Source organism: Erwinia sp. AK-PDG3-5 (assembly GCF_056821705.1).
The window spans coordinates 3,419,132-3,436,763 of record NZ_CM165967.1 but is presented as its reverse complement, the minus strand read 5'-3'; the positions used below and the strand labels follow the sequence as shown (position 1 = coordinate 3,436,763).

The 17,632-nt window shown below is 54.0% G+C and carries 20 protein-coding genes and 1 pseudogene; 17 read left to right on the top strand and 4 right to left on the bottom strand.

What is annotated here, in order from left to right:
• The first annotated feature begins 558 nt into the window (after nt 1–558).
• From AC1UKS_RS15980 to AC1UKS_RS15970, 3 genes are all read left to right on the top strand, one after another.
• On the top strand, nt 559–1,239 hold the full coding sequence (locus tag AC1UKS_RS15980; protein WP_482434465.1) for a type 1 glutamine amidotransferase domain-containing protein: 681 nt from the start codon (nt 559–561) through the stop codon (nt 1,237–1,239).
• Between the two features lie 136 nt (nt 1,240–1,375).
• The gene (locus tag AC1UKS_RS15975; RefSeq protein WP_482434463.1) at nt 1,376–2,131 is read left to right on the top strand and encodes an alpha/beta fold hydrolase; all 756 of its coding nucleotides are present in this window, start codon (nt 1,376–1,378) and stop codon (nt 2,129–2,131) included.
• A 79-nt stretch (nt 2,132–2,210) separates the two neighbouring features.
• Entirely contained in the window at nt 2,211–2,816 is a 606-nt protein-coding gene (locus AC1UKS_RS15970) for a TetR/AcrR family transcriptional regulator (protein ID WP_265911657.1), read from the top strand.
• Between the two features lie 65 nt (nt 2,817–2,881).
• On the opposite strand, the gene AC1UKS_RS15965 is transcribed toward AC1UKS_RS15970, so the two are convergent.
• Entirely contained in the window at nt 2,882–3,046 is a 165-nt protein-coding gene (locus AC1UKS_RS15965; protein ID WP_482434461.1) for a LuxR C-terminal-related transcriptional regulator, read from the bottom strand.
• The gene (locus AC1UKS_RS15960; RefSeq protein ID WP_482437078.1) at nt 2,991–3,563 is read right to left on the bottom strand and encodes a hypothetical protein; all 573 of its coding nucleotides are present in this window, start codon (nt 3,561–3,563) and stop codon (nt 2,991–2,993) included. Before AC1UKS_RS15960 ends, AC1UKS_RS15965 begins: the two co-directional genes overlap by 56 nt.
• A gap of 24 nt (nt 3,564–3,587) precedes the next feature.
• Between AC1UKS_RS15960 and AC1UKS_RS15955 the strand changes: the two genes are divergently transcribed.
• The 7 genes and pseudogenes from AC1UKS_RS15955 (at nt 3,588) to AC1UKS_RS15925 (ending at nt 10,460) form a co-directional block, all read left to right on the top strand.
• Nucleotides 3,588–4,106 (top strand): DUF2778 domain-containing protein, encoded by a 519-nt coding sequence (locus tag AC1UKS_RS15955; protein ID WP_482434459.1) that lies wholly within the window; start codon nt 3,588–3,590, stop codon nt 4,104–4,106.
• Entirely contained in the window at nt 4,084–4,344 is a 261-nt protein-coding gene (locus AC1UKS_RS15950; RefSeq protein ID WP_482434457.1) for a hypothetical protein, read from the top strand. The genes AC1UKS_RS15955 and AC1UKS_RS15950 overlap by 23 nt, the downstream gene beginning before the upstream one ends.
• 4 nt (nt 4,345–4,348) lie before the next feature.
• A pseudogene (locus AC1UKS_RS15945) lies at nt 4,349–4,840 on the top strand (Hcp family type VI secretion system effector).
• Nucleotides 4,841–5,109: 269 nt separating this feature from the next.
• The gene (locus AC1UKS_RS15940) at nt 5,110–6,462 is read left to right on the top strand and encodes an MFS transporter (protein WP_482434456.1); all 1,353 of its coding nucleotides are present in this window, start codon (nt 5,110–5,112) and stop codon (nt 6,460–6,462) included.
• A complete protein-coding gene (locus AC1UKS_RS15935; RefSeq protein ID WP_482434454.1) occupies nt 6,440–7,783 on the top strand; it encodes an enolase C-terminal domain-like protein in 1,344 nt (447 codons plus the stop codon). Before AC1UKS_RS15940 ends, AC1UKS_RS15935 begins: the two co-directional genes overlap by 23 nt.
• A 9-nt stretch (nt 7,784–7,792) precedes the next feature.
• Nucleotides 7,793–10,168, top strand: a complete 2,376-nt coding sequence (locus tag AC1UKS_RS15930; protein ID WP_482434453.1) for a beta-propeller fold lactonase family protein — start codon at nt 7,793–7,795, stop codon at nt 10,166–10,168.
• Between the two features lie 163 nt (nt 10,169–10,331).
• Nucleotides 10,332–10,460 (top strand): hypothetical protein, encoded by a 129-nt coding sequence (locus tag AC1UKS_RS15925; protein ID WP_256372207.1) that lies wholly within the window; start codon nt 10,332–10,334, stop codon nt 10,458–10,460.
• Nucleotides 10,461–10,479: 19 nt separating this feature from the next.
• On the opposite strand, the gene AC1UKS_RS15920 is transcribed toward AC1UKS_RS15925, so the two are convergent.
• Nucleotides 10,480–10,791: a hypothetical protein gene (locus tag AC1UKS_RS15920; protein ID WP_265911667.1), complete on the bottom strand. Its 312-nt coding sequence runs from the start codon at nt 10,789–10,791 to the stop codon at nt 10,480–10,482.
• Between the two features lie 125 nt (nt 10,792–10,916).
• The gene (locus tag AC1UKS_RS15915) at nt 10,917–11,069 is read right to left on the bottom strand and encodes a hypothetical protein (RefSeq protein ID WP_167738400.1); all 153 of its coding nucleotides are present in this window, start codon (nt 11,067–11,069) and stop codon (nt 10,917–10,919) included.
• 316 nt (nt 11,070–11,385) lie between these two features.
• On the opposite strand from AC1UKS_RS15915, the gene mqo reads away from it, so the two are divergent.
• The 7 genes from mqo (at nt 11,386) to AC1UKS_RS15880 (ending at nt 17,623) form a co-directional block, all read left to right on the top strand.
• Nucleotides 11,386–13,038: a malate dehydrogenase (quinone) gene (gene mqo, locus AC1UKS_RS15910; RefSeq protein WP_013201214.1), complete on the top strand. Its 1,653-nt coding sequence runs from the start codon at nt 11,386–11,388 to the stop codon at nt 13,036–13,038.
• Nucleotides 13,039–13,207: 169 nt separating this feature from the next.
• Entirely contained in the window at nt 13,208–13,306 is a 99-nt protein-coding gene (locus tag AC1UKS_RS15905) for a YoaK family small membrane protein (protein WP_141653825.1), read from the top strand.
• A 72-nt stretch (nt 13,307–13,378) separates the two neighbouring features.
• Nucleotides 13,379–13,741: a hypothetical protein gene (locus AC1UKS_RS15900; protein WP_482434451.1), complete on the top strand. Its 363-nt coding sequence runs from the start codon at nt 13,379–13,381 to the stop codon at nt 13,739–13,741.
• Nucleotides 13,742–13,949: 208 nt separating this feature from the next.
• Nucleotides 13,950–14,384 (top strand): 6,7-dimethyl-8-ribityllumazine synthase, encoded by a 435-nt coding sequence (locus AC1UKS_RS15895; protein ID WP_053146238.1) that lies wholly within the window; start codon nt 13,950–13,952, stop codon nt 14,382–14,384.
• Between the two features lie 195 nt (nt 14,385–14,579).
• Nucleotides 14,580–15,335: a transcriptional regulator LldR gene (gene lldR / locus AC1UKS_RS15890; RefSeq protein ID WP_482434449.1), complete on the top strand. Its 756-nt coding sequence runs from the start codon at nt 14,580–14,582 to the stop codon at nt 15,333–15,335.
• Nucleotides 15,336–15,344: 9 nt separating this feature from the next.
• Nucleotides 15,345–16,490, top strand: coding sequence for an FMN-dependent L-lactate dehydrogenase LldD (lldD, locus tag AC1UKS_RS15885; protein WP_482434447.1), 1,146 nt, complete (start codon nt 15,345–15,347; stop codon nt 16,488–16,490).
• Between the two features lie 164 nt (nt 16,491–16,654).
• Nucleotides 16,655–17,623, top strand: coding sequence for a chemotaxis protein (locus AC1UKS_RS15880; protein WP_265911671.1), 969 nt, complete (start codon nt 16,655–16,657; stop codon nt 17,621–17,623).
• The last annotated feature ends 9 nt before the right edge of the window (nt 17,624–17,632 follow it).

Here is a 17,632-nt window from a genome sequence, read left to right as displayed (position 1 = left end):
GCGAGGCTGTTATGGACATGTAGCAAAGAAATGCATGACTTTGCTTTTGTTTATGATTTATAAGGTTTTTATGGATTCCATAATGGGTGGTTAATGTTAAGGAAATTAACATGCATCATCTTTTGCTAATATATATCTGTATTGGATGTGGGTTATTAAACGAAGGTTGTTAAACTATTTAAGCGCTGGTCTGAGAATTCCAGCCAGGAAGAGATATTCATCATCTCCCCCAATTGGAATCTAATTTTAGCGCTGGAAATTTCTGCGCCAGAAAGCGGCTCTACAATTATTCAGGCAGCGGTTTGTCCCGGGGGTTATTGCTGCAACAAGGATCATCCTGAAACCCATTACGTTTACTTTACGACCTGTAAGCCTGTATGCCCCTGGCAGAGTGACAGGGGCAAACCGCCAGGAAACATTTTTGAAAAAAGCTATAGACGACTGGTCTAATTGTTGTTAGCTTACCTGCATCGCACCGGACATCGGTCGAACGTTTACCCTGTCGCAAGACGACTGGTCTAATTCAAAATTGTTAACCTCACATGCTGGAGAGTAGTTATGAAAATTCTTATGGTCTTAACCTCACACGACAAACTGGGTGATACCGGACGTAAAACCGGCTTCTGGCTGGAAGAGCTGGCCGCGCCTTACTATGCGTTTAAGGATGCCGGCGCCGAAGTCACGCTGGCTTCACCAAAAGGCGGCAACCCACCGTTAGACCCGAAAAGTAATGAACCGAATTTCCAGACTGAGCAGACCCACCGCTTTGAAGCTGACGCGGCGGCTGTGGCCCAACTGGCTGCAACGGTCCGTCTCGACAGCGTGTCATCCGCAGATTACGACGCCGTTTTCTATCCGGGTGGACACGGTCCGCTGTGGGACCTGGCTGAAGATAAACACTCCATCAGCCTGATCGAATCATTCCTCGCGGCGAACAAGCACGTTGCGCTGGTATGTCATGCACCGGGCGTGCTGCGTCACGTCAAAACGCCAGCGGGAAACCCCCTGGTTGAGGGCCGCAAGGTCACCGGATTTACCAACAGCGAAGAAGAAGGGGTTGGGCTGACTCAGATTGTGCCTTTCCTGGTAGAAGACGAGCTGATCGCCAAAGGCGGGATCTATTCCAAAGGAGAAGACTGGGGTTCCTACGTGGTGAGCGATGGCCTGCTGATCACCGGGCAAAACCCGGGATCTTCAGCAGCCACCGCGGCCCAGCTGATTAAGCAATTGGGTGCATAAAGGGTAATCATGCCGGAGGGGCGCAGGTTAAGCGCCCCTCCGGCAAAGGATTATCCAGCACTGTCCATCAACTTATCGGGCTATCAGACGCTTTTCAGGGCGTTAGGCTCAACGTCACCATTGCAGGAAAATCATCATGTTTAAAAAATCTTTGACCACGCTGGCATTAAGTCTGGCTTTGTCTGTCTATGCGCAGTCGTCTGTGGCTGAGCCGGTAAAAAACATTGTTTTGGTTCACGGGGCTTTTGTTGATGGATCGGGCTGGAACCCGGTGGCGCGCATTCTGGACAAAGCGGGCTATAAGGTGTCGATAGTTCAGGAGCCGCAAACCTCACTGGCGGATGATGCCGCGGCCACCCGGCGCGTTTTGGCACTACAACAGGGAAAATCGTTGCTGGTGGGCCATAGCTACGGCGGGATGATCATCAGTGATGCGGGAAATGAGGCTTCTGTCGCGGGTCTGGTCTATATCGCTGCGTTTCAGCCTGAACAAGGCGACTCTTTGCTGAGTCTGGCAAAACAAATGCCGGCAGCCGCGCAGTCAATTACCGAAACCGCGGATCACTTCCTCTATATCAAACCGAAAAACTTCCACGCTGACTTTGCGGCAGATTTACCCGTTAAAGAGACGGATCGGTTGGCGCGTTCCCAGGTGATGCCTGCCGTCGCCGCATTTACTGCCGCCGCCGGCGCTCCTGCCTGGAAAACCAAGCCAAGCTGGGCGGTTGTTGCCACCCAGGACAGGGCGATTAATCCCGAATTAGAGCGTTTCATGGCGAAACGTGCTCACAGCACCGTGACCGAATTGAAGGGCAATCACGCCATTTATGCCTCACAGCCGGAAAAAATTGCGGCAGTGATTGAAAAAGCGGCGGAGAGTTTATCTCAGTAAACAACGAGTAAGCCTGCGAGGCTGCCACCGCGCTAACCTGTCTATAGACGACTGGTCTAGCCCCTGATAAATTATGCCGATGAATACGACAACTTCACTCCATAACAATGAAATCCGCGATCACATCCTTGCCACCGGCCAGCGCATTATGGCCGGTAAAGGATTCTCTGCCGTTGGATTGAATGAAATACTTAAAGATGCCGGTGTGCCAAAAGGCTCTTTCTACCATTACTTTGGTTCAAAGGAAGCGTTTGGCGTGGATATGTTGAGCCACTATTTTGATGACTATCTGGCGGATATCGACAGAACGCTGGGCCAGCCGGGTCTGACGATGGCGCAGCGACTGATGAATTACTTCCAGCAGTGGCAGGCGTCGCAGTCATTTTCGGATTGTCAGGGTAAATGCCTGGCGGTGAAGCTGGGTGCTGAAGTTGCCGACCTGTCGGACAGCATGCGCAAAGCGCTTGATGCGGGCACGTCTGGCATCATTTCACGCCTCTCGGAAGCGCTAGAAACGGGCGTCGCCGAGGGATCGCTTGCCATTGACGAGCCGCCTCGCACCGTGGCAGAAAGCCTCTATCAGCTTTGGCTGGGCGCCAGCGTCATGGTCAAAATTGTTCGACATACCGGCCCGTTCGATTCAGCGATGATCACCACACGAAACATTATTCATATCACCCCTTAACCGGGGGATATGCCTTCGTAATGGCTCTTATCCCTTCCCAACGCCACGCGCACATCCGACAGTGCCTATTTTATTCTCTGCAACATAACAAGTTTGAATAATTTGCTGTGCAGTTCAACTACGTTGCGGCAGCCGAGCTTCTTCATGATGTTTTGTTTATGGCTGCTGATGGTTTTATTGCTGCGCGAAACAATCGGCGCTATCAGTTTGTTGGTGTTTCCGCGGCCCATTATTTCCAGCTGGCTGAACTCTGCTGGTGGCCAGTTCGGCGATCGCCACCTGAACTGAGTGAATATCGAGGGTGAACTCAAGCTCAGTCATGTCCCGGCAGCAGAAGGTGCGGATATCCCTGGCCTCAAAATAATCAGCGATACCTTTGCAGCAAAAGGCTTCACTGTCGAGCACAGCAAGTGTAAACATGGTGAGGACTCCGTGACAGTAGGTCCCGTCATTACCCCCTAAGATTAAGGGCCAGGAGTTAACCATTACTGAAGATGTTGTAAGGCCTTTCCGAGTTTGGTTTAAGCGCGTTTTTTGCCAGTCATCGACTGATTGGGCAAAAAGCTGGAAGCTTGATGATGAAGGGCTGGTAGCTGTAGGGTGCCTTTCTTTTTCATTCCCGGCAAGGGAAGTGCCATTACCTATCAAAAAAACACGCGCTTCCTTAACGCAAATTTTTGGCTTATAATTTTCATGCAGCAGTTTTAAGTTGTTGTTAATAAATGATTTTATAAAGTTTAATGACACGTCATCTAAAAGGAAATTGATGCTATGGCTTTAAACGGCAAGATGCTATTGAATGGCGCAGATTACGCCCCTTTCAACCTGTATGGAGTAGGTGTATTTAGGGCTCATTCGGGGAAGGGGGCTTATCGGAATCATGGGGCATGTGCGGGAATTGAAGGCGATGGGCCGCTTCCATCAGGCAAGTACTGGATCGTAGATAGAGGTGCAGGTGGTTTCTTTTCTGGTATCAAGGCCAATGTTCAGGATGAGTGGAACAAAGTCAGGCATGGCGCAGCTTTCAGACGAGATGAGTGGTTTGCTCTTTATAAAGATGATTGGTCGAAAGATGATGGCACGTGGATAAATAACGTTTATCGGGGTTTGTTCCGACTTCATCCAGGAACAATATCTGAAGGTTGCATTACTATTGCCCATAATTCTGATTATGGAATCATCCGTAACGCTTTAATGAATACAAGTCTGATACAGGTGCCGTGTATGCGATCGCTAATGGCTAGAGGTTGGGTTGAGGTTGTAGCCAATGGCTCGAACACTTGCCCGTAAAATTGCTTTTTTTATTTACTTTATTGTAATAATGTTAATGGTTGCGAAATCCATCGCCAGCCCTGAATCTTATATCGATTATAGTATTGCGATGGAGATTGCTAAACTCGTTGATGGTGATGTTAATGCTGACTCAATCTATGACGCATTCTTTTATATTGATTTTTTATCAGTGCTAGTGATTTCAGTGTTCATATTTATATTTTCCATCAATTTAATCAAAATCATAAGGAAATGAAATTATGCCAATCCCTCCATACATGTGGCTTAAAGACGATGGTGGAGCTGACATTAAAGGATCTGTAGACGTCAAAAAGCGGGGGTGGAGTATATAAATCATTGGTTTAAGTCACGGCATAAATCTCCCAGTAGATAGCGCCAACGGCAAAATCACTGGAACCCGTCAGCATTCGTCCATGATGATTGAAAAAGAAGTGGATAGCTCGACACCCTACTTGTATAAAGCTGCAGCTACTGGTCAGACATTAAAAAGCTGCGAAATTCGTTTTTATCATATCAATGATGCTGGTCAAGAGGTTTGCTATTACAAGGTGTTCATGGAGAATGTGAAAATCACTGGTGTTAATTGTAGCGTTCCAAACACTAAATTATCCGGAAATGATAAAATTAATCATGTTGAAAGCGTCAGTATTCAATATGAGAAAATTACCTGGCATATAATTGACGGTAATATTAAATATTCTGATGCATGGAATGATCGCACTACAGCTTAATCTTTGAGGGGGCTAGCCCCCTTTTTATACTGTGCAATTGCCGACGAATCCTCGCCGTTTTGCAGTTTAAGCCTGGACGTTACCGTTATTCCCCCCCAGTGAGCCAGCGCACAAACCGGGACGAAAGTCTCCGACAATAATTAACATAACAGCATGATTTTTAACAAGTGCAGGGCATTTGCCTAACTGTTATCGGGCATTGTCACATAGGCGCGGGTCAACTCTGCTGGGTATACCTATAGCGGTGCTCTTAACCCTACAGGTGACGCATGACCCAACAACACGCTGAATTATCAGCCGATCACGACGCGCATATTGCGTCCGCTATCGGCAAGTTCTTCCGCCGCATCATCCCGATGCTGGCCGTGATGCTTATCGTTAACCAGATTGACCGCGCCAACATTGGTTTTGTTAAGGCTGAACTGCAAACCGATGCCGGCATCAGCGCCGCCGCGTTTGGCCTGGGGGCCGGGCTGTTCTTTATCGGCTATGCGCTGTTTGAAGTGCCAAGCAATATGATGCTGAAAAAAGTCGGCGCACGGGTATGGCTCACGCGCATCATGATCACCTGGGGGCTGGTGGTGGTGCTGACCGGCTTCGTCAGCACGCCGCTGCATTTCTATCTGCTGCGCTTCCTGCTCGGCGTCGCCGAGGCGGGCTTCTTCCCGGGCGTGCTGTTCTATTTTCGTCAATGGGTGCCGAATGCCTGGCGAGGACGCGCGACGGCGATGGTGCTTAGCGCGACCGCCAGCGCCTTTCTGTTCTCCGGCCCGCTGACCGGTGCCATCCTGATGATGCACGATTTTGGCGGCATCGCAGGCTGGAAATGGGTGATGTTTCTGGAAGGCGGCGCGTCGATCGTTATCGGTTTGCTGGCGGCCATGGTGCTGGTGTCGAAACCAGAAGGGGCGAAATGGCTGAGCAGCGCGGAGAAACAGGCGCTGGCGCAGCAACTGGCAGTCGAAGATGCCGCTCGTGAAGAGCATGCGGTAACCCAGGGCCGCTGGGGATTAATTACCGACCGCAGCCTGTTAACGTACTGCCTGATTTTCTTCACTATGACCATGACCGGCTACACGCTGGTGTTCTGGCTACCGCAAATTATTCAACGTATTCAGGGATTCAACAGTTTTGAAACCGGGCTGCTGACCGCCGTTCCGTGGCTGTTCGCCATTGTGGCGCTGTTTCTGCTGGGCAAAACCACCGACCGCTATCGCCATATGCTCGATAAAGGGCTCGGCATCGCCATGCTGATCGCCGCCTGCGGCACCTTTATGGCCACGCTGGGCTCGCCCTGGTTTGGTTTTGTCGCGATGATTGTTGCCTGTATTGGCTCCAAGGTCAGCGCCGCCTTCTTCTGGCCGATGCCGCAAAGTGAATTGCCGTCATCGATAGCTGCCCCCGGCATTGCGCTGATCAACTCCATTGGCAACCTTGGCGGATTCTTTGCGCCAACGGTGTTCGGCTACCTCGAAATGCATACCGGCAGCACCACCGGCGGGCTCTACGCGCTGACCAGCGTCTCCGTCGTGACCGGCCTGTGGCTGCTGCTGCGTCGCAAACCTGTTCCCCCGGCATTCGGTCATACGGAGACAAACCATGTCAGACAGTCCAGTCATTAAATCGATGCGCATCGTGCCGGTTGCCGGCTACGACAGCATGTTGCTGAATATTGGCGGTGCCCATAACTGCGTTTTTACCCGCATTATCGTGATCCTCACCGATTCAGCCGGGCATACCGGCGTTGGCGAAACGCCCTGTCATGCCTCAACCCTGCAGTTGCTGGCGCAGTTTCGCCCGCTGATTGAGGGCAGTTCGCTGCTGCGGCTGAACGCGACGCTCAGCCAGATGTTCAGCAGCGACGCGCGTCAGCAGCAAACCTCGCATACCAACGACATTCATATTCCGCAGATGAATCCGGAGAAGTTTTATAACGCCGCCGCCGCTATCGAAGCGGCGTTGCTGGATCTGCAAGGCAAGCTGTTTAACCTGCCGGTGGCGGATTTGCTGGCCAGCGGCAAACAGCGCGATCGTATTCCGGTGCTGGGCTATCTGTTCTATATCGCCGACCGCAGGCTGACCAATATGCACTATCGCTCGGGCGATAATGAGCAGGATGGCTGGTTCCGCCTGCGGCATGAAGCGGCGATGGACAGCGACGCCGTGGTGCGGCTGGCCGAAGCGGCGGTTGAGCAGTACGGCTTTCGCGACTTCAAGCTGAAAGGCGGGGTGCAGGCGGGCGAAGTGGAAGTCGAAACGGTTGAAGCACTGCTGACGCGTTTCCCCGAGGCGCGGGTGACCGTCGATCCCAACGCCAGCTGGTCGCTGGAGGAAGCGATTCGCTTTGGGAAACAGCTGGCCGGTAAGGTGCCCTATCTGGAAGATCCGTGCGGCGCGGAGCAGGGCTATTCCGGTCGGGAAACGCTGGCCGAATTCCGTCGCGCCACCGGCGTGCCGGTGGCCACCAATATGATCGCCAACGACTGGCGACAGCTGCATCATGCACTGCAGCTGAATGCCATCGACATTCCGCTGGCCGACCCGCACTTCTGGACGATGCGCAATGCTAACGTGGTGGCGCAGCTGTGCAACGAATGGGGACTGACCACCGGCTGCCACTCCAATAATCACTTTGATATCTCGCTGGCGATGGTGGCACACCTCGGCGCAGCGGCGCCGGGCGATCGTCAGACCGCCTTTGATACCCACTGGATTTGGCAGGATGGCCAGCAGCTGACGCATCAACCGCCGCAGATCCGCGATGGCTACCTGGAATTACCGTCGGGCCCCGGTCTGGGCGTCGAGTTAGATATGGAACGCGTTGAGCAGGCGCATGCGCTGTATAACGCGCTGCCGGACAAGAATCGCAACGATGCGTTGGGAATGCAGTTTTTGATCGACAACTGGCGCTATGACGCCAAACGACCGTCACTGGTACGCTAAGGAACAAGCATGCAGAAAATATACCGTGCGGCGGCGCTGTTTGCGTCGATCGCCGCCAGCGCGCCAGTGATGGCGCACACTTTTGTCTACGTTTCAGAAGCCGAGGATGGCACCATCGCGCGCTACGCGCTGAATGAGCAAACCGGTGCGCTTAACCTGCTGGGACGTACCAAAACCGCCGGCAAAGTGATGCCGATGGCGCTGAGTGCCGATCATAGCCATCTCTATGCGGCCATCCGCAGTAAACCGCTGCAGCTGGAAAGCTGGCATATCGACAGCAAAACCGGCGATCTCAGCCAGTCCAGTCCCGTTAGCGCCGCCGCCAGCTATCCCTATATCAGCACCGACCCGCAGGGGCGTTTTCTGCTGGGCGCGTCCTATGATGGCGACGTGGTGCACGTCTACCGGCTCGCCAGTGATGGCAAGGTGATTGCGCCACCGGTCGGCAGCTTTAAGACCGGGCACGCTGCCCACTCGGTGATTGTCGATGCCCGTGGGGAAAATGCCTACGTTGGCAATCTCGGCACCGATAGGGTGCTGCAGCTGACGTTAAGCGCCAGCGGCGAGCTGACGGCCCTCGGCAACGGCTATGTTAAAACGGCCGCTGAAAATGGCCCGCGCCATTCGGTGCTGTCGCCGGATAATCGCTACCTCTACAACATCGGCGAGATGGGCGGCATTATCACCCAGTTCCGCCGTGAAGCCAGTGGCGAGCTGGTAAAAGTGGCGGAGACGCCGAATGCGGTGGCAGAAAAATACCATCTGGAACATGGCAAAGAGCGCCCGGCTAACTACAGCGACCCCACGCCGCGCATCTGGGCCGCCGATATCCGCCTGACGCCGGATGGCCGTTTTCTGTATGTCAGCGAGCGGACCAGCAGCACGATCAGCGGTTATCGGGTGAATAAGGCCGACGGCACGCTAACGCTGATTGATAGCTGGCAGGTTGAAAAACAGCCGCGTGGTATGGCGATTACCTCCGACGGTCGCTGGCTGATTGCCAGCGGGGAGAAGAGTACGGTTACCGGCAGTTATGCCATCGATCCGCAAAGCGGGGCGCTTAAGCGCGTCGGTGAAGCACCGGCCGGACGTGATGCGAACTGGGTGACGACGGTGACCTATGCGGAACACTGTACGCCCGAAGACTTTGGCGGCAAGGCGGATGGAAAAAAGCTCAATACCACTGCCATTCAACAGGCGATTGACCAGTGCAGTCAGCGCGGTGGGGGGACGGTTCAGCTGTCGCCAGGACGGTGGTTAAGCGGCCCGCTGCAATTGCAGAGCAACATCACGCTTCAGATCGATCAAGGCGCCACGCTGCAAACCAGCAATCAGGAAGGAAAATTTGTTAACGCCTTTATTGGTCATCCTGCCAAAGTGAATGAAGCCTTTATTTATGCCAGCAACGTCAATAACGTGGCGATTACCGGCGGCGGCACGCTGGATGGCGACGGTGAAAAAAGCTGGTGGCCGCAGGCGTTGAAAATTCGCGCAGAGGTGAGAGGGGGCAATCCTGAAGCCTTTACCGATCGCTTCCCTGGCATCCCGTTAGCCAACGGCGTACCGCGACCGTGGTTTATCGAATTCAACAACGTCAGCCACAGTAAAATCGAGCAACTGCACCTGACCAACTCGCCGATGTGGAACATTGTTATCCGCAACAGCGCCGATATTAATGTGCATAACGTCAGGATTACCAATCCCGTCAGCTCGCCAAATACCGACGGGATGGACATCGTGTCCTCCCGCAATATCACCGTGTCAAATATGGATATTCATACCGGTGACGACAATATCGCCATCAAGTCCGGGCTGGTTAACGGCACGGCTGCCGCCTCGAAGGACATTACTATCGAGGATTCGGTGATGCGTGATGGCCACGGTATTTCTGTCGGCAGTGAAACCGCCAACGGCATCGGCAAGGTAACGATTAATCACGTCACCTTCCTGAATACCGAAAATGGCGTGCGCATTAAATCAGCCAGAGATCGGGGCGAGAATATCGGTCCGCTGATCGCCAGTCATCTCACCATGACCAATGTGGTGACGCCGGTGCTGGTGACCAACAGCTACAGCGGCCAGGCAGGCGCACAGGGCCACACGCTGACTCAGCCGATTGAAACGGCCGCGATCACCGCCTCCACACCAAAAATGAAAGGGATACATATTTCCGATCTGATGGCGACGAAAGCCAGCTATGCGATGATTTTCAGTGGCCTGCCGGAATCACCTGTTGAAGACGTCACGCTGAATAACATCCGCATTGATGCGCAGTATGGCGTGCAGGCAAGGTATGTCAGCGGGGAAGGGAAGAACATCACTCTCACCGTGAAGGAAGGCGAGACGCTGGCAAAAGGCCCGGATACCTCGCTGACACTAAACTGACCCGTCTTGCTCCTTTTGGACCCAACTCGTCCAAAAGGAGCCGGATTTTTCGCCAGAAAACAGCGTTGCACAAACTTTGAAACCATCCAGCTCACGCAGAGCATAGGGATATGCTGAATCTGGGGTTATCTTAGGTGCAGGCATGTTGCCTGGAGGGGAGTTTATGAAGACAGTGATCGTGATATTAGCCTGCCTGGTGCTGTCCGGGTGTGGTGCAGGGATGGCTTCGCTGATTCCTTCCTCAGATGTGTGCCCGAACGGCATCGACAGCGTGACCGGGCAGTGCCGTTAAAAAAAACGCCGTATCGGGATTAGCTAAGCTGGATCCTGATATTGGCGTCGGTCATTTTCCCCAGCAGTTGCTGTTCAGACACCAGCGGCCGCCTGAATTCAACCGACTCGCCGGACAGACACACCGTGCGTAAATGGCGGTTACAGATAAACCAGATTTCATCGCGGTCATTCGAGAGAATGTAATACGCGTCAGAGGTTTCGGACGGATTGTAGCAGCCCAACGCCCGGTAAGCCGTTTCGCTGTTGAATCCACTTTGCAGGGGAAGAGGGCGAGGACCGTTTTCCATTTCCTTCACCTTTAAATACAAGCCTTGTTCCAGCCAGAGCATAAGTCACCAATGTGTTTGCAGAAGTCCTGTAATTATAACCAGCCTCTCTCTGTTCACCCCGTCTGTGACGTTAATTGCCAACTCTGTCACAGACGAGACAAATTTATTGCCATTAATGCCGTTATTTACCGATCCTGGTAGGGATCTTTCTTGTGATCTTCACTGTCATCACGGGTTCGTGGGATCTCGCCATGTTCATTGGGATTATCTTTGGCAGGATGCTGGCCTTTCTCGTTGTCTTTTGGCTTTTTTTCATGCTCATGCGTTTTATCAGACATGCTTAACTCCTTCTTTTCCAGAAGTATTAAGAATAGACGATAAATGCCACAAATCTGGCTAAAACCCTACGCTATTCACGGATAATGAGAAGGCGATCGTTGAATAATTCACTCTGGCGAATTAAGGCTAATTACTGCGTTAACACAAATTAATCGTGTAAACTTACGTAATAAGTTCAATGTCCTGATATTGAACGAGTTTTAATTAAAGTAAGTAAAGAAAGCTTATTTGTAGTTAAAAGTATCTGTGATTTGTTAACAAAATTATTAAAATATTCCCCTAATTTTTTAATAATTGTTGAACTAAGTTACTCATATGTCGCAAACAAAAAAAGTTATTCCTGCTGTCTCGCTTCTGGCCCTGCTTGTCTGCTCCAGCGTTCATGCTGAAGAAACGGAAAAGACCGATGTCCTGCTGATTGGCGGCGGCATTATGAGTGCTTCGTTAGGCACCCTGCTGCACGACCTCCAGCCTGACTGGAAGCAGCTGATGGTTGAAAAACTGGATGGTGTAGCGCTCGAGTCCTCTAACGGCTGGAACAACGCCGGTACCGGTCACTCCGCCAACATGGAGCTGAACTACACGCCAGAGCGCCCGGACGGCTCCATTGATTACAGCAAAGCGCTGGAAATCAACGAAGCCTTTATGATCTCCCGCCAGTTCTGGACCACTCAGGTGCAGCGCGGCGTGCTGAACAATCCGCACTCCTTTATCAACTCCACGCCGCATATGAGCTTTGTCTGGGGCGACAAAAATGTCGACTTCCTGACCAAACGCTACAAGGCGCTGCAGGAAACCACGCTGTTCCAGGGAATGCAGTTCTCTACCGATCAGAATCAGATTAAGAAGTGGGCGCCGCTGATCATCGAAGGCCGCGATCCCCAGCAGAAAGTGGCCGCGACCTGGACGCCAGTCGGCACCGACGTCAACTACGGTGAAATTACCCGTCAGCTGGTCGGCAGCCTGAAGAAGAACGACAACTTTAAGCTGGAAACCTCGACCGAAGCGACTGACTTCAAACGCAATGCCGATAACTCCTGGCACGTGACCGTGACCGATGTGAAAACCGGTAACACCCACGCCGTTGACGCGAAATACGTCTTTATCGGGGCCGGTGGCGGCGCGCTGAAGCTGCTGCAGAAAACCGGTATCCCGGAAGCAGACAACTATGCTGGCTTCCCGGTGGGCGGGTCATTCCTGGTGACTGAAAACCCGGACATCACCCGTCTGCACGGTGAGAAGGTCTACGGTCAGGCGTCCGTTGGCGCGCCGCCAATGTCCGTTCCGCACCTGGATGCGCGTTTCCTTGACGGTAAGCGTGTGGTGCTGTTTGGACCGTTCGCCACCTTCTCCACCAAGTTCCTGAAGCAGGGGTCATTCCTCGATCTGCTGAGCACCACCACCACCAAAAACGTGATTCCAATGACCGACGTCGGTCTGGATAACTTCGATTTGGTGAAATACCTGATTGGTCAGGTGATGCTGAGCGATGACGATCGTTTTGCGGCGCTGAAAGAGTACTATCCTTCCGCCCGTAAAGAAGACTGGAAACTGATCCAGGCCGGTCAGCGCGTACAGATCATCAAGAAAGATGCGGACAAGGGCGGCGTACTGAAGCTGGGCACCGAAATTGTCACCGACCAGCAGAAAACGCTGGCTGCGCTGTTGGGTGCTTCACCAGGCGCATCGACCGCTGCACCGATCTCGATCAACGTGATGAAAAAGCTGTTCCCTGAGCAGTTCAACTCGCCAGAATGGCAGAGCAAAATCCGCACCATCGTGCCGAGCTACGGGCAGGAGCTGAATGGCAACGTGGCACTGACGCAGAAAGTGTGGAATGACACGGCTGCGGCACTGCAGCTGACCACGCCGCCGGTGATCAACATGAATAACGTTGATAAAGATGCGGTAACCAAACCCGCCGACCATAAATCTGTGGTCACTGGCCAGCACGACATGGCGCTGTAAGCCTGATTGTCCTGAAGCCCCCAACGTCCGCGTTGGGGGCTTTTTCGTTTCTGGCATCTGGCGAAGGGAAGGCGGCGAAGTTTGCACCAGCGGTGCCCGGAGCCTGTGCTATCATCGCCGCGCGTGTTTCTGCTGCCCGTCGCGGGCGTTAATGATGAATGAGGAAATCATGAAAATTGGTTATTTATTCCCGGCTGCGGTGGGTATCGCAGGTGTCACTCTGCTGATCTGGTTTATCGCCAGCGGCGCGTGGATGCCGGGCGCATAGCTCTCGGAATTATCCAGCGCCAAACCGGGGCTGACCTCTGCTACTCTATGGCGAGACATATAAGGGAGGCCTATGCGCACAAGAAATGCACTTTTGATTATCGCCCTGTCGGCAGTTTCACTGTCGGCTTCCGCTGCCGAATCGTTAACCTGCAGCCTGACGCACAGCGTAGAGTCGCCGGGACAGCAGCCTAAAGTCTCGGTGGTCAGCAAAAATTCTGCGGTGACTGATGAAGGCACCAGCTTCACCTTCTCCACCGATGGACAGAAGCGCATCACCAGCCCGGAGCTGCAGCCGCTGAAGACCGATGACGGTGAAACGGCGCTGGCTGCCAGGGTGAAAGATGTCACCTTCGTTAAGTTGAAAGACAGCTATGTGCTGCGCAATAAAAGCGAAAGCTACGTCTATTCGGACTGTAAGCCCGCCGCGCAGTAACCTCGCGTTGAAGCCAGAAAAACCCAGCCACCGCGCTGGGTTTTTTATTGCCGCAGCCGCCTCAACGGGTCGGCTTAGTGCTATTTTTCCGTCACTTGCATATAACATTTTTGAAATGTTTTCGAATCAGGCTTTCCCATTGCCGCGGTGAGGCTTAAACTGTCTGACTTTAGGGTGGTCATCGTCGCCCATTTGACAGGAGTAATGTATGGTTTCCCCGCTGAAGGTTGCATTTATTAAAGCCAACTGGCACGCCGACATCGTTAACCAGACGCTGGTTGGGTTCAAGAAAGAGATGGCCGCGCGTGATGTTGACTGCCAGATTACCGTGCTGGACGTGCCCGGTGCCTTTGAGATGCCGTTGCTGGCACAGCGCCTGGCAAAACGGGGTGACGTTGATGCGATTGTCTGCGCCGCGCTGGTGGTTGATGGCGGCATTTACCGCCATGACTTTGTTGCTCAGGCGGTAGTGACTGGCCTGATGGATGTGCAGCTGGCCACCGACGTGCCGGTGTTCTCCGTCTCCCTGACGCCGCATAACTTCCAGCCCGCTGAAGAGTTCACCGGTTTTTACAGTGAGCACTTTATCAAGAAGGGCGCTGAAGCCGCCCGTGCCGTGTGCATGGTTGCCGATCTGAAATAAGCACTCCAGCTACACCGCAATGACGCCGGACGGAGAAATCCCCCGGCGTTTTTCATTTTTTGGTCCTACCAATTCATCTGTTCTGTGATCCCGCTTAGGCACTGAACTCATCAGGTTACACAATCGTTGCATTCAGGTTAGCGAAAGAGGAACAATTGCCCGGTCAAACGCCTTCTTTGGTAGGACCAATCAGCGATGAGCAACGAACTGCTGGTGGATCGTCTGCGGGACTTTATCCACCTGAATCACCTTCAACCGGGCGCACGTCTGCCTGCCGAACGTCAGCTGGCGCAGCAGTTTGGCGTCTCGCGATCCTCACTGCGGGAAGCAATACAAACCCTCACCAGCCAGGGCGTCTTATTCAGCCGTCGCGGCGGCGGCACCTTCCTGCAACCCGAGACGGTGGACTGGAGTGAAGAGCGTCTGGTGATGCCGCTCAGCTCGCTGCTGGCCGAGGATCCGGGTTATCGCTATGACGTGCTGGAAGCGCGAATGGCGATTGAAGCCAGCACCGCCTGGCACGCCGCCAGCCGCGCCACCGAAGAGGATAAAGCGCGGCTGAAAACCTGCTTCGAGGCGATGCAAACCATCTCCGATCGTGACGATCCCGATCTTGCCGCACACGCTGACGTGCGTTTTCACCTGGCGATTGCCGAAGCCTCGCACAACCTGGTGCTGCTGCAGGCGATGCGCGGCCTGTTCGATCTGCTGCAATCCTCGGTGATGCAAAGCCGCCAGAAGATGTTTACCCAGCCTGCTATTCTCGACCAGCTTTCCGCCCAGCATCAGGCCATCTACCGGGCAATTGTCGCCGGAAAGGCGGATGCTGCCCGCGACGCCACCCTTCACCATCTGGAGTTTGTTGCCCAGACTCTGCATGGCCTGACCGAGCAGGCGGCGCGACACGCCCGCAGCCTGCGTATTCCCGACATTAAACCGCAGCTTAAGTGAGGCACACCTGTGATTATCTCCTCTTCGAAAGACTACCGCGCCGCAGCAAAGGCCAGGATCCCGCCGTTTCTGTTTCACTATGCGGATGGCGGGGCCTATGACGAACACACGCTGCAACGTAACTGTGAAGACCTGGCCGATATCGCGCTGCGTCAGCGCATTCTGCGCAACATGTCCTCGCTGAATCTGGAAACAAAACTGTTTAACGAGACCCTGTCGATGCCGGTGGCGTTAGCGCCCGTCGGGCTGTGTGGCATGTACGCCCGACGCGGGGAAGTGCAGGCCGCGCGCGCGGCGGATAAAAAGGGCATCCCGTTTACCCTGTCGACGGTCTCGGTGTGTCCGATTGAAGAAGTCGCCCCGGTGATGAACAGGCCGATGTGGTTCCAGCTGTACGTGCTGCGCGACCGGGGATTTATGCGCAATGCGCTTGAGCGCGCTCAGGCCGCGGGTTGTAGCACGCTGGTGTTTACCGTGGATATGCCGGTGCCGGGCGCGCGTTACCGTGATGCGCACTCCGGGATGAGCGGTCCCAATGCCGCGATGCGCCGCTATCTGCAATCGGTGACCCATCCGCAGTGGGCCTGGGATGTCGGGCTGCACGGACGCCCGCACGATTTGGGCAATATCTCGGCCTATCGCGGCGAGCCGACCAATCTGCAGGATTACATCGGCTGGCTGGCGAATAACTTCGATCCGTCGATCTCGTGGTGCGATCTGGAGTGGATCCGTGACTTCTGGAAGGGGCAGATGATCATCAAAGGCATTCTGGATCCTGACGATGCGCGCGATGCGGTACGTTTTGGCGCCGACGGCATTGTCGTTTCCAATCACGGCGGTCGCCAGCTGGATGGCGTGCTCTCATCGGCGCGGGCGTTACCGGCGATTGCCGATGCGGTCAAAGGCGATCTGACCATTCTGGCCGATGGCGGCGTGCGCAGTGGGCTGGATGTGCTGCGCATGCTGGCGCTGGGCGCGGATACCGCATTGATTGGCCGCGCGTTCCTCTATGCGCTGGCCACCGACGGCGAGGCGGGCGTGACCCATCTGCTCAACCTGTTTGAGAAAGAAATGCGCGTGGCGATGACCCTGACCGGCGCCAGTTCCATCGCTGAGATCACCCGCGATTCGCTGGTTGCGGCGGCGAAACAATAGTCAGCCTGCGAATAAAATCAGCAACAGGGGACAGAAGTCCCCTGTATTTTTTTCTTCTTCTGCCGATAACCCTCTCAGAGTGATTTCAGCGCGCAACGGCGTGCAGGGGTAACACTTCCCGTATGCGCCTCGTTGAGAGCAGCGACGAAAACTAGAGGATTAAAATGGATAACTTTCAGAAAGAGATCGATGAGCGCGCCAACCTCGCCTTATCCAATAAATTTGAACTGCTGGTGTTTCGTTTAGGCTCGGATCTCAGCGAAGAAAAGTCTGAACTGTTCGGCATCAACGTCTTTAAGCTGCGTGAAATCGTCCCGATGACCACCATCACCAAAGCGGCAGGCATGAAGTCACCGCTGCTGGGGATGGCCAACATTCGCGGGCAGTTTATCCCGGTGATCGACCTGCCGGCGGTCGTCGGCTGCACGCCAACCACCGGCCTTAACCTGATCCTGGTGACGGAGTATGCCCGCAGCACCCAGGCCTTTGCCGTTGAATCGGTTGAGGATATCGTGCGTCTGGACTGGAGCCAGGTCCACGCTGCAGAAGCCGGCGTCAGCAGCCGTAATATCACCAGCATCGCCTGTTTGAATACCGACAAAGACAACAACACCACCATGGCGTTAGTGCTGGATGTCGAGCAGATCCTGCACGACGTGATCCCGTCGGTGCGTGAAGTGAAGGAAGGCGACATCAAGCTGAAAGAGTTTGATATCCGTCCAGGTTCGGTGGCGATCGTGGCAGAAGATTCGAAGGTTGCCCGTCAGATGCTGGAGCAGGGCCTGAAGGCGATGGGCATTCCGGCAGAGATGCACAATACCGGTCTGGAAGCATGGAACCGCATCAGAAGTATCCAGCAGCAGGCGAAAGAAGAAGGGATCCCGATCCGCGATAAGATCTCGATGGTACTGACCGATCTGGAAATGCCGGAAATGGATGGCTTTACCCTGACGCGCAATATCAAAACCGACATTAATCTGCGGGATATCCCGGTGGTGATCCACTCGTCGCTGTCCGGCAGCGCAAACGAAGATCATGTGCGTAAGGTCGGTGCGAATGGCTATGTGGCGAAGTTTGAGATCAACCAGCTGTCCGCGGTGATCCACAAGGTGCTGGAAGAAGCTCCCCGCTAACGCGAGGAG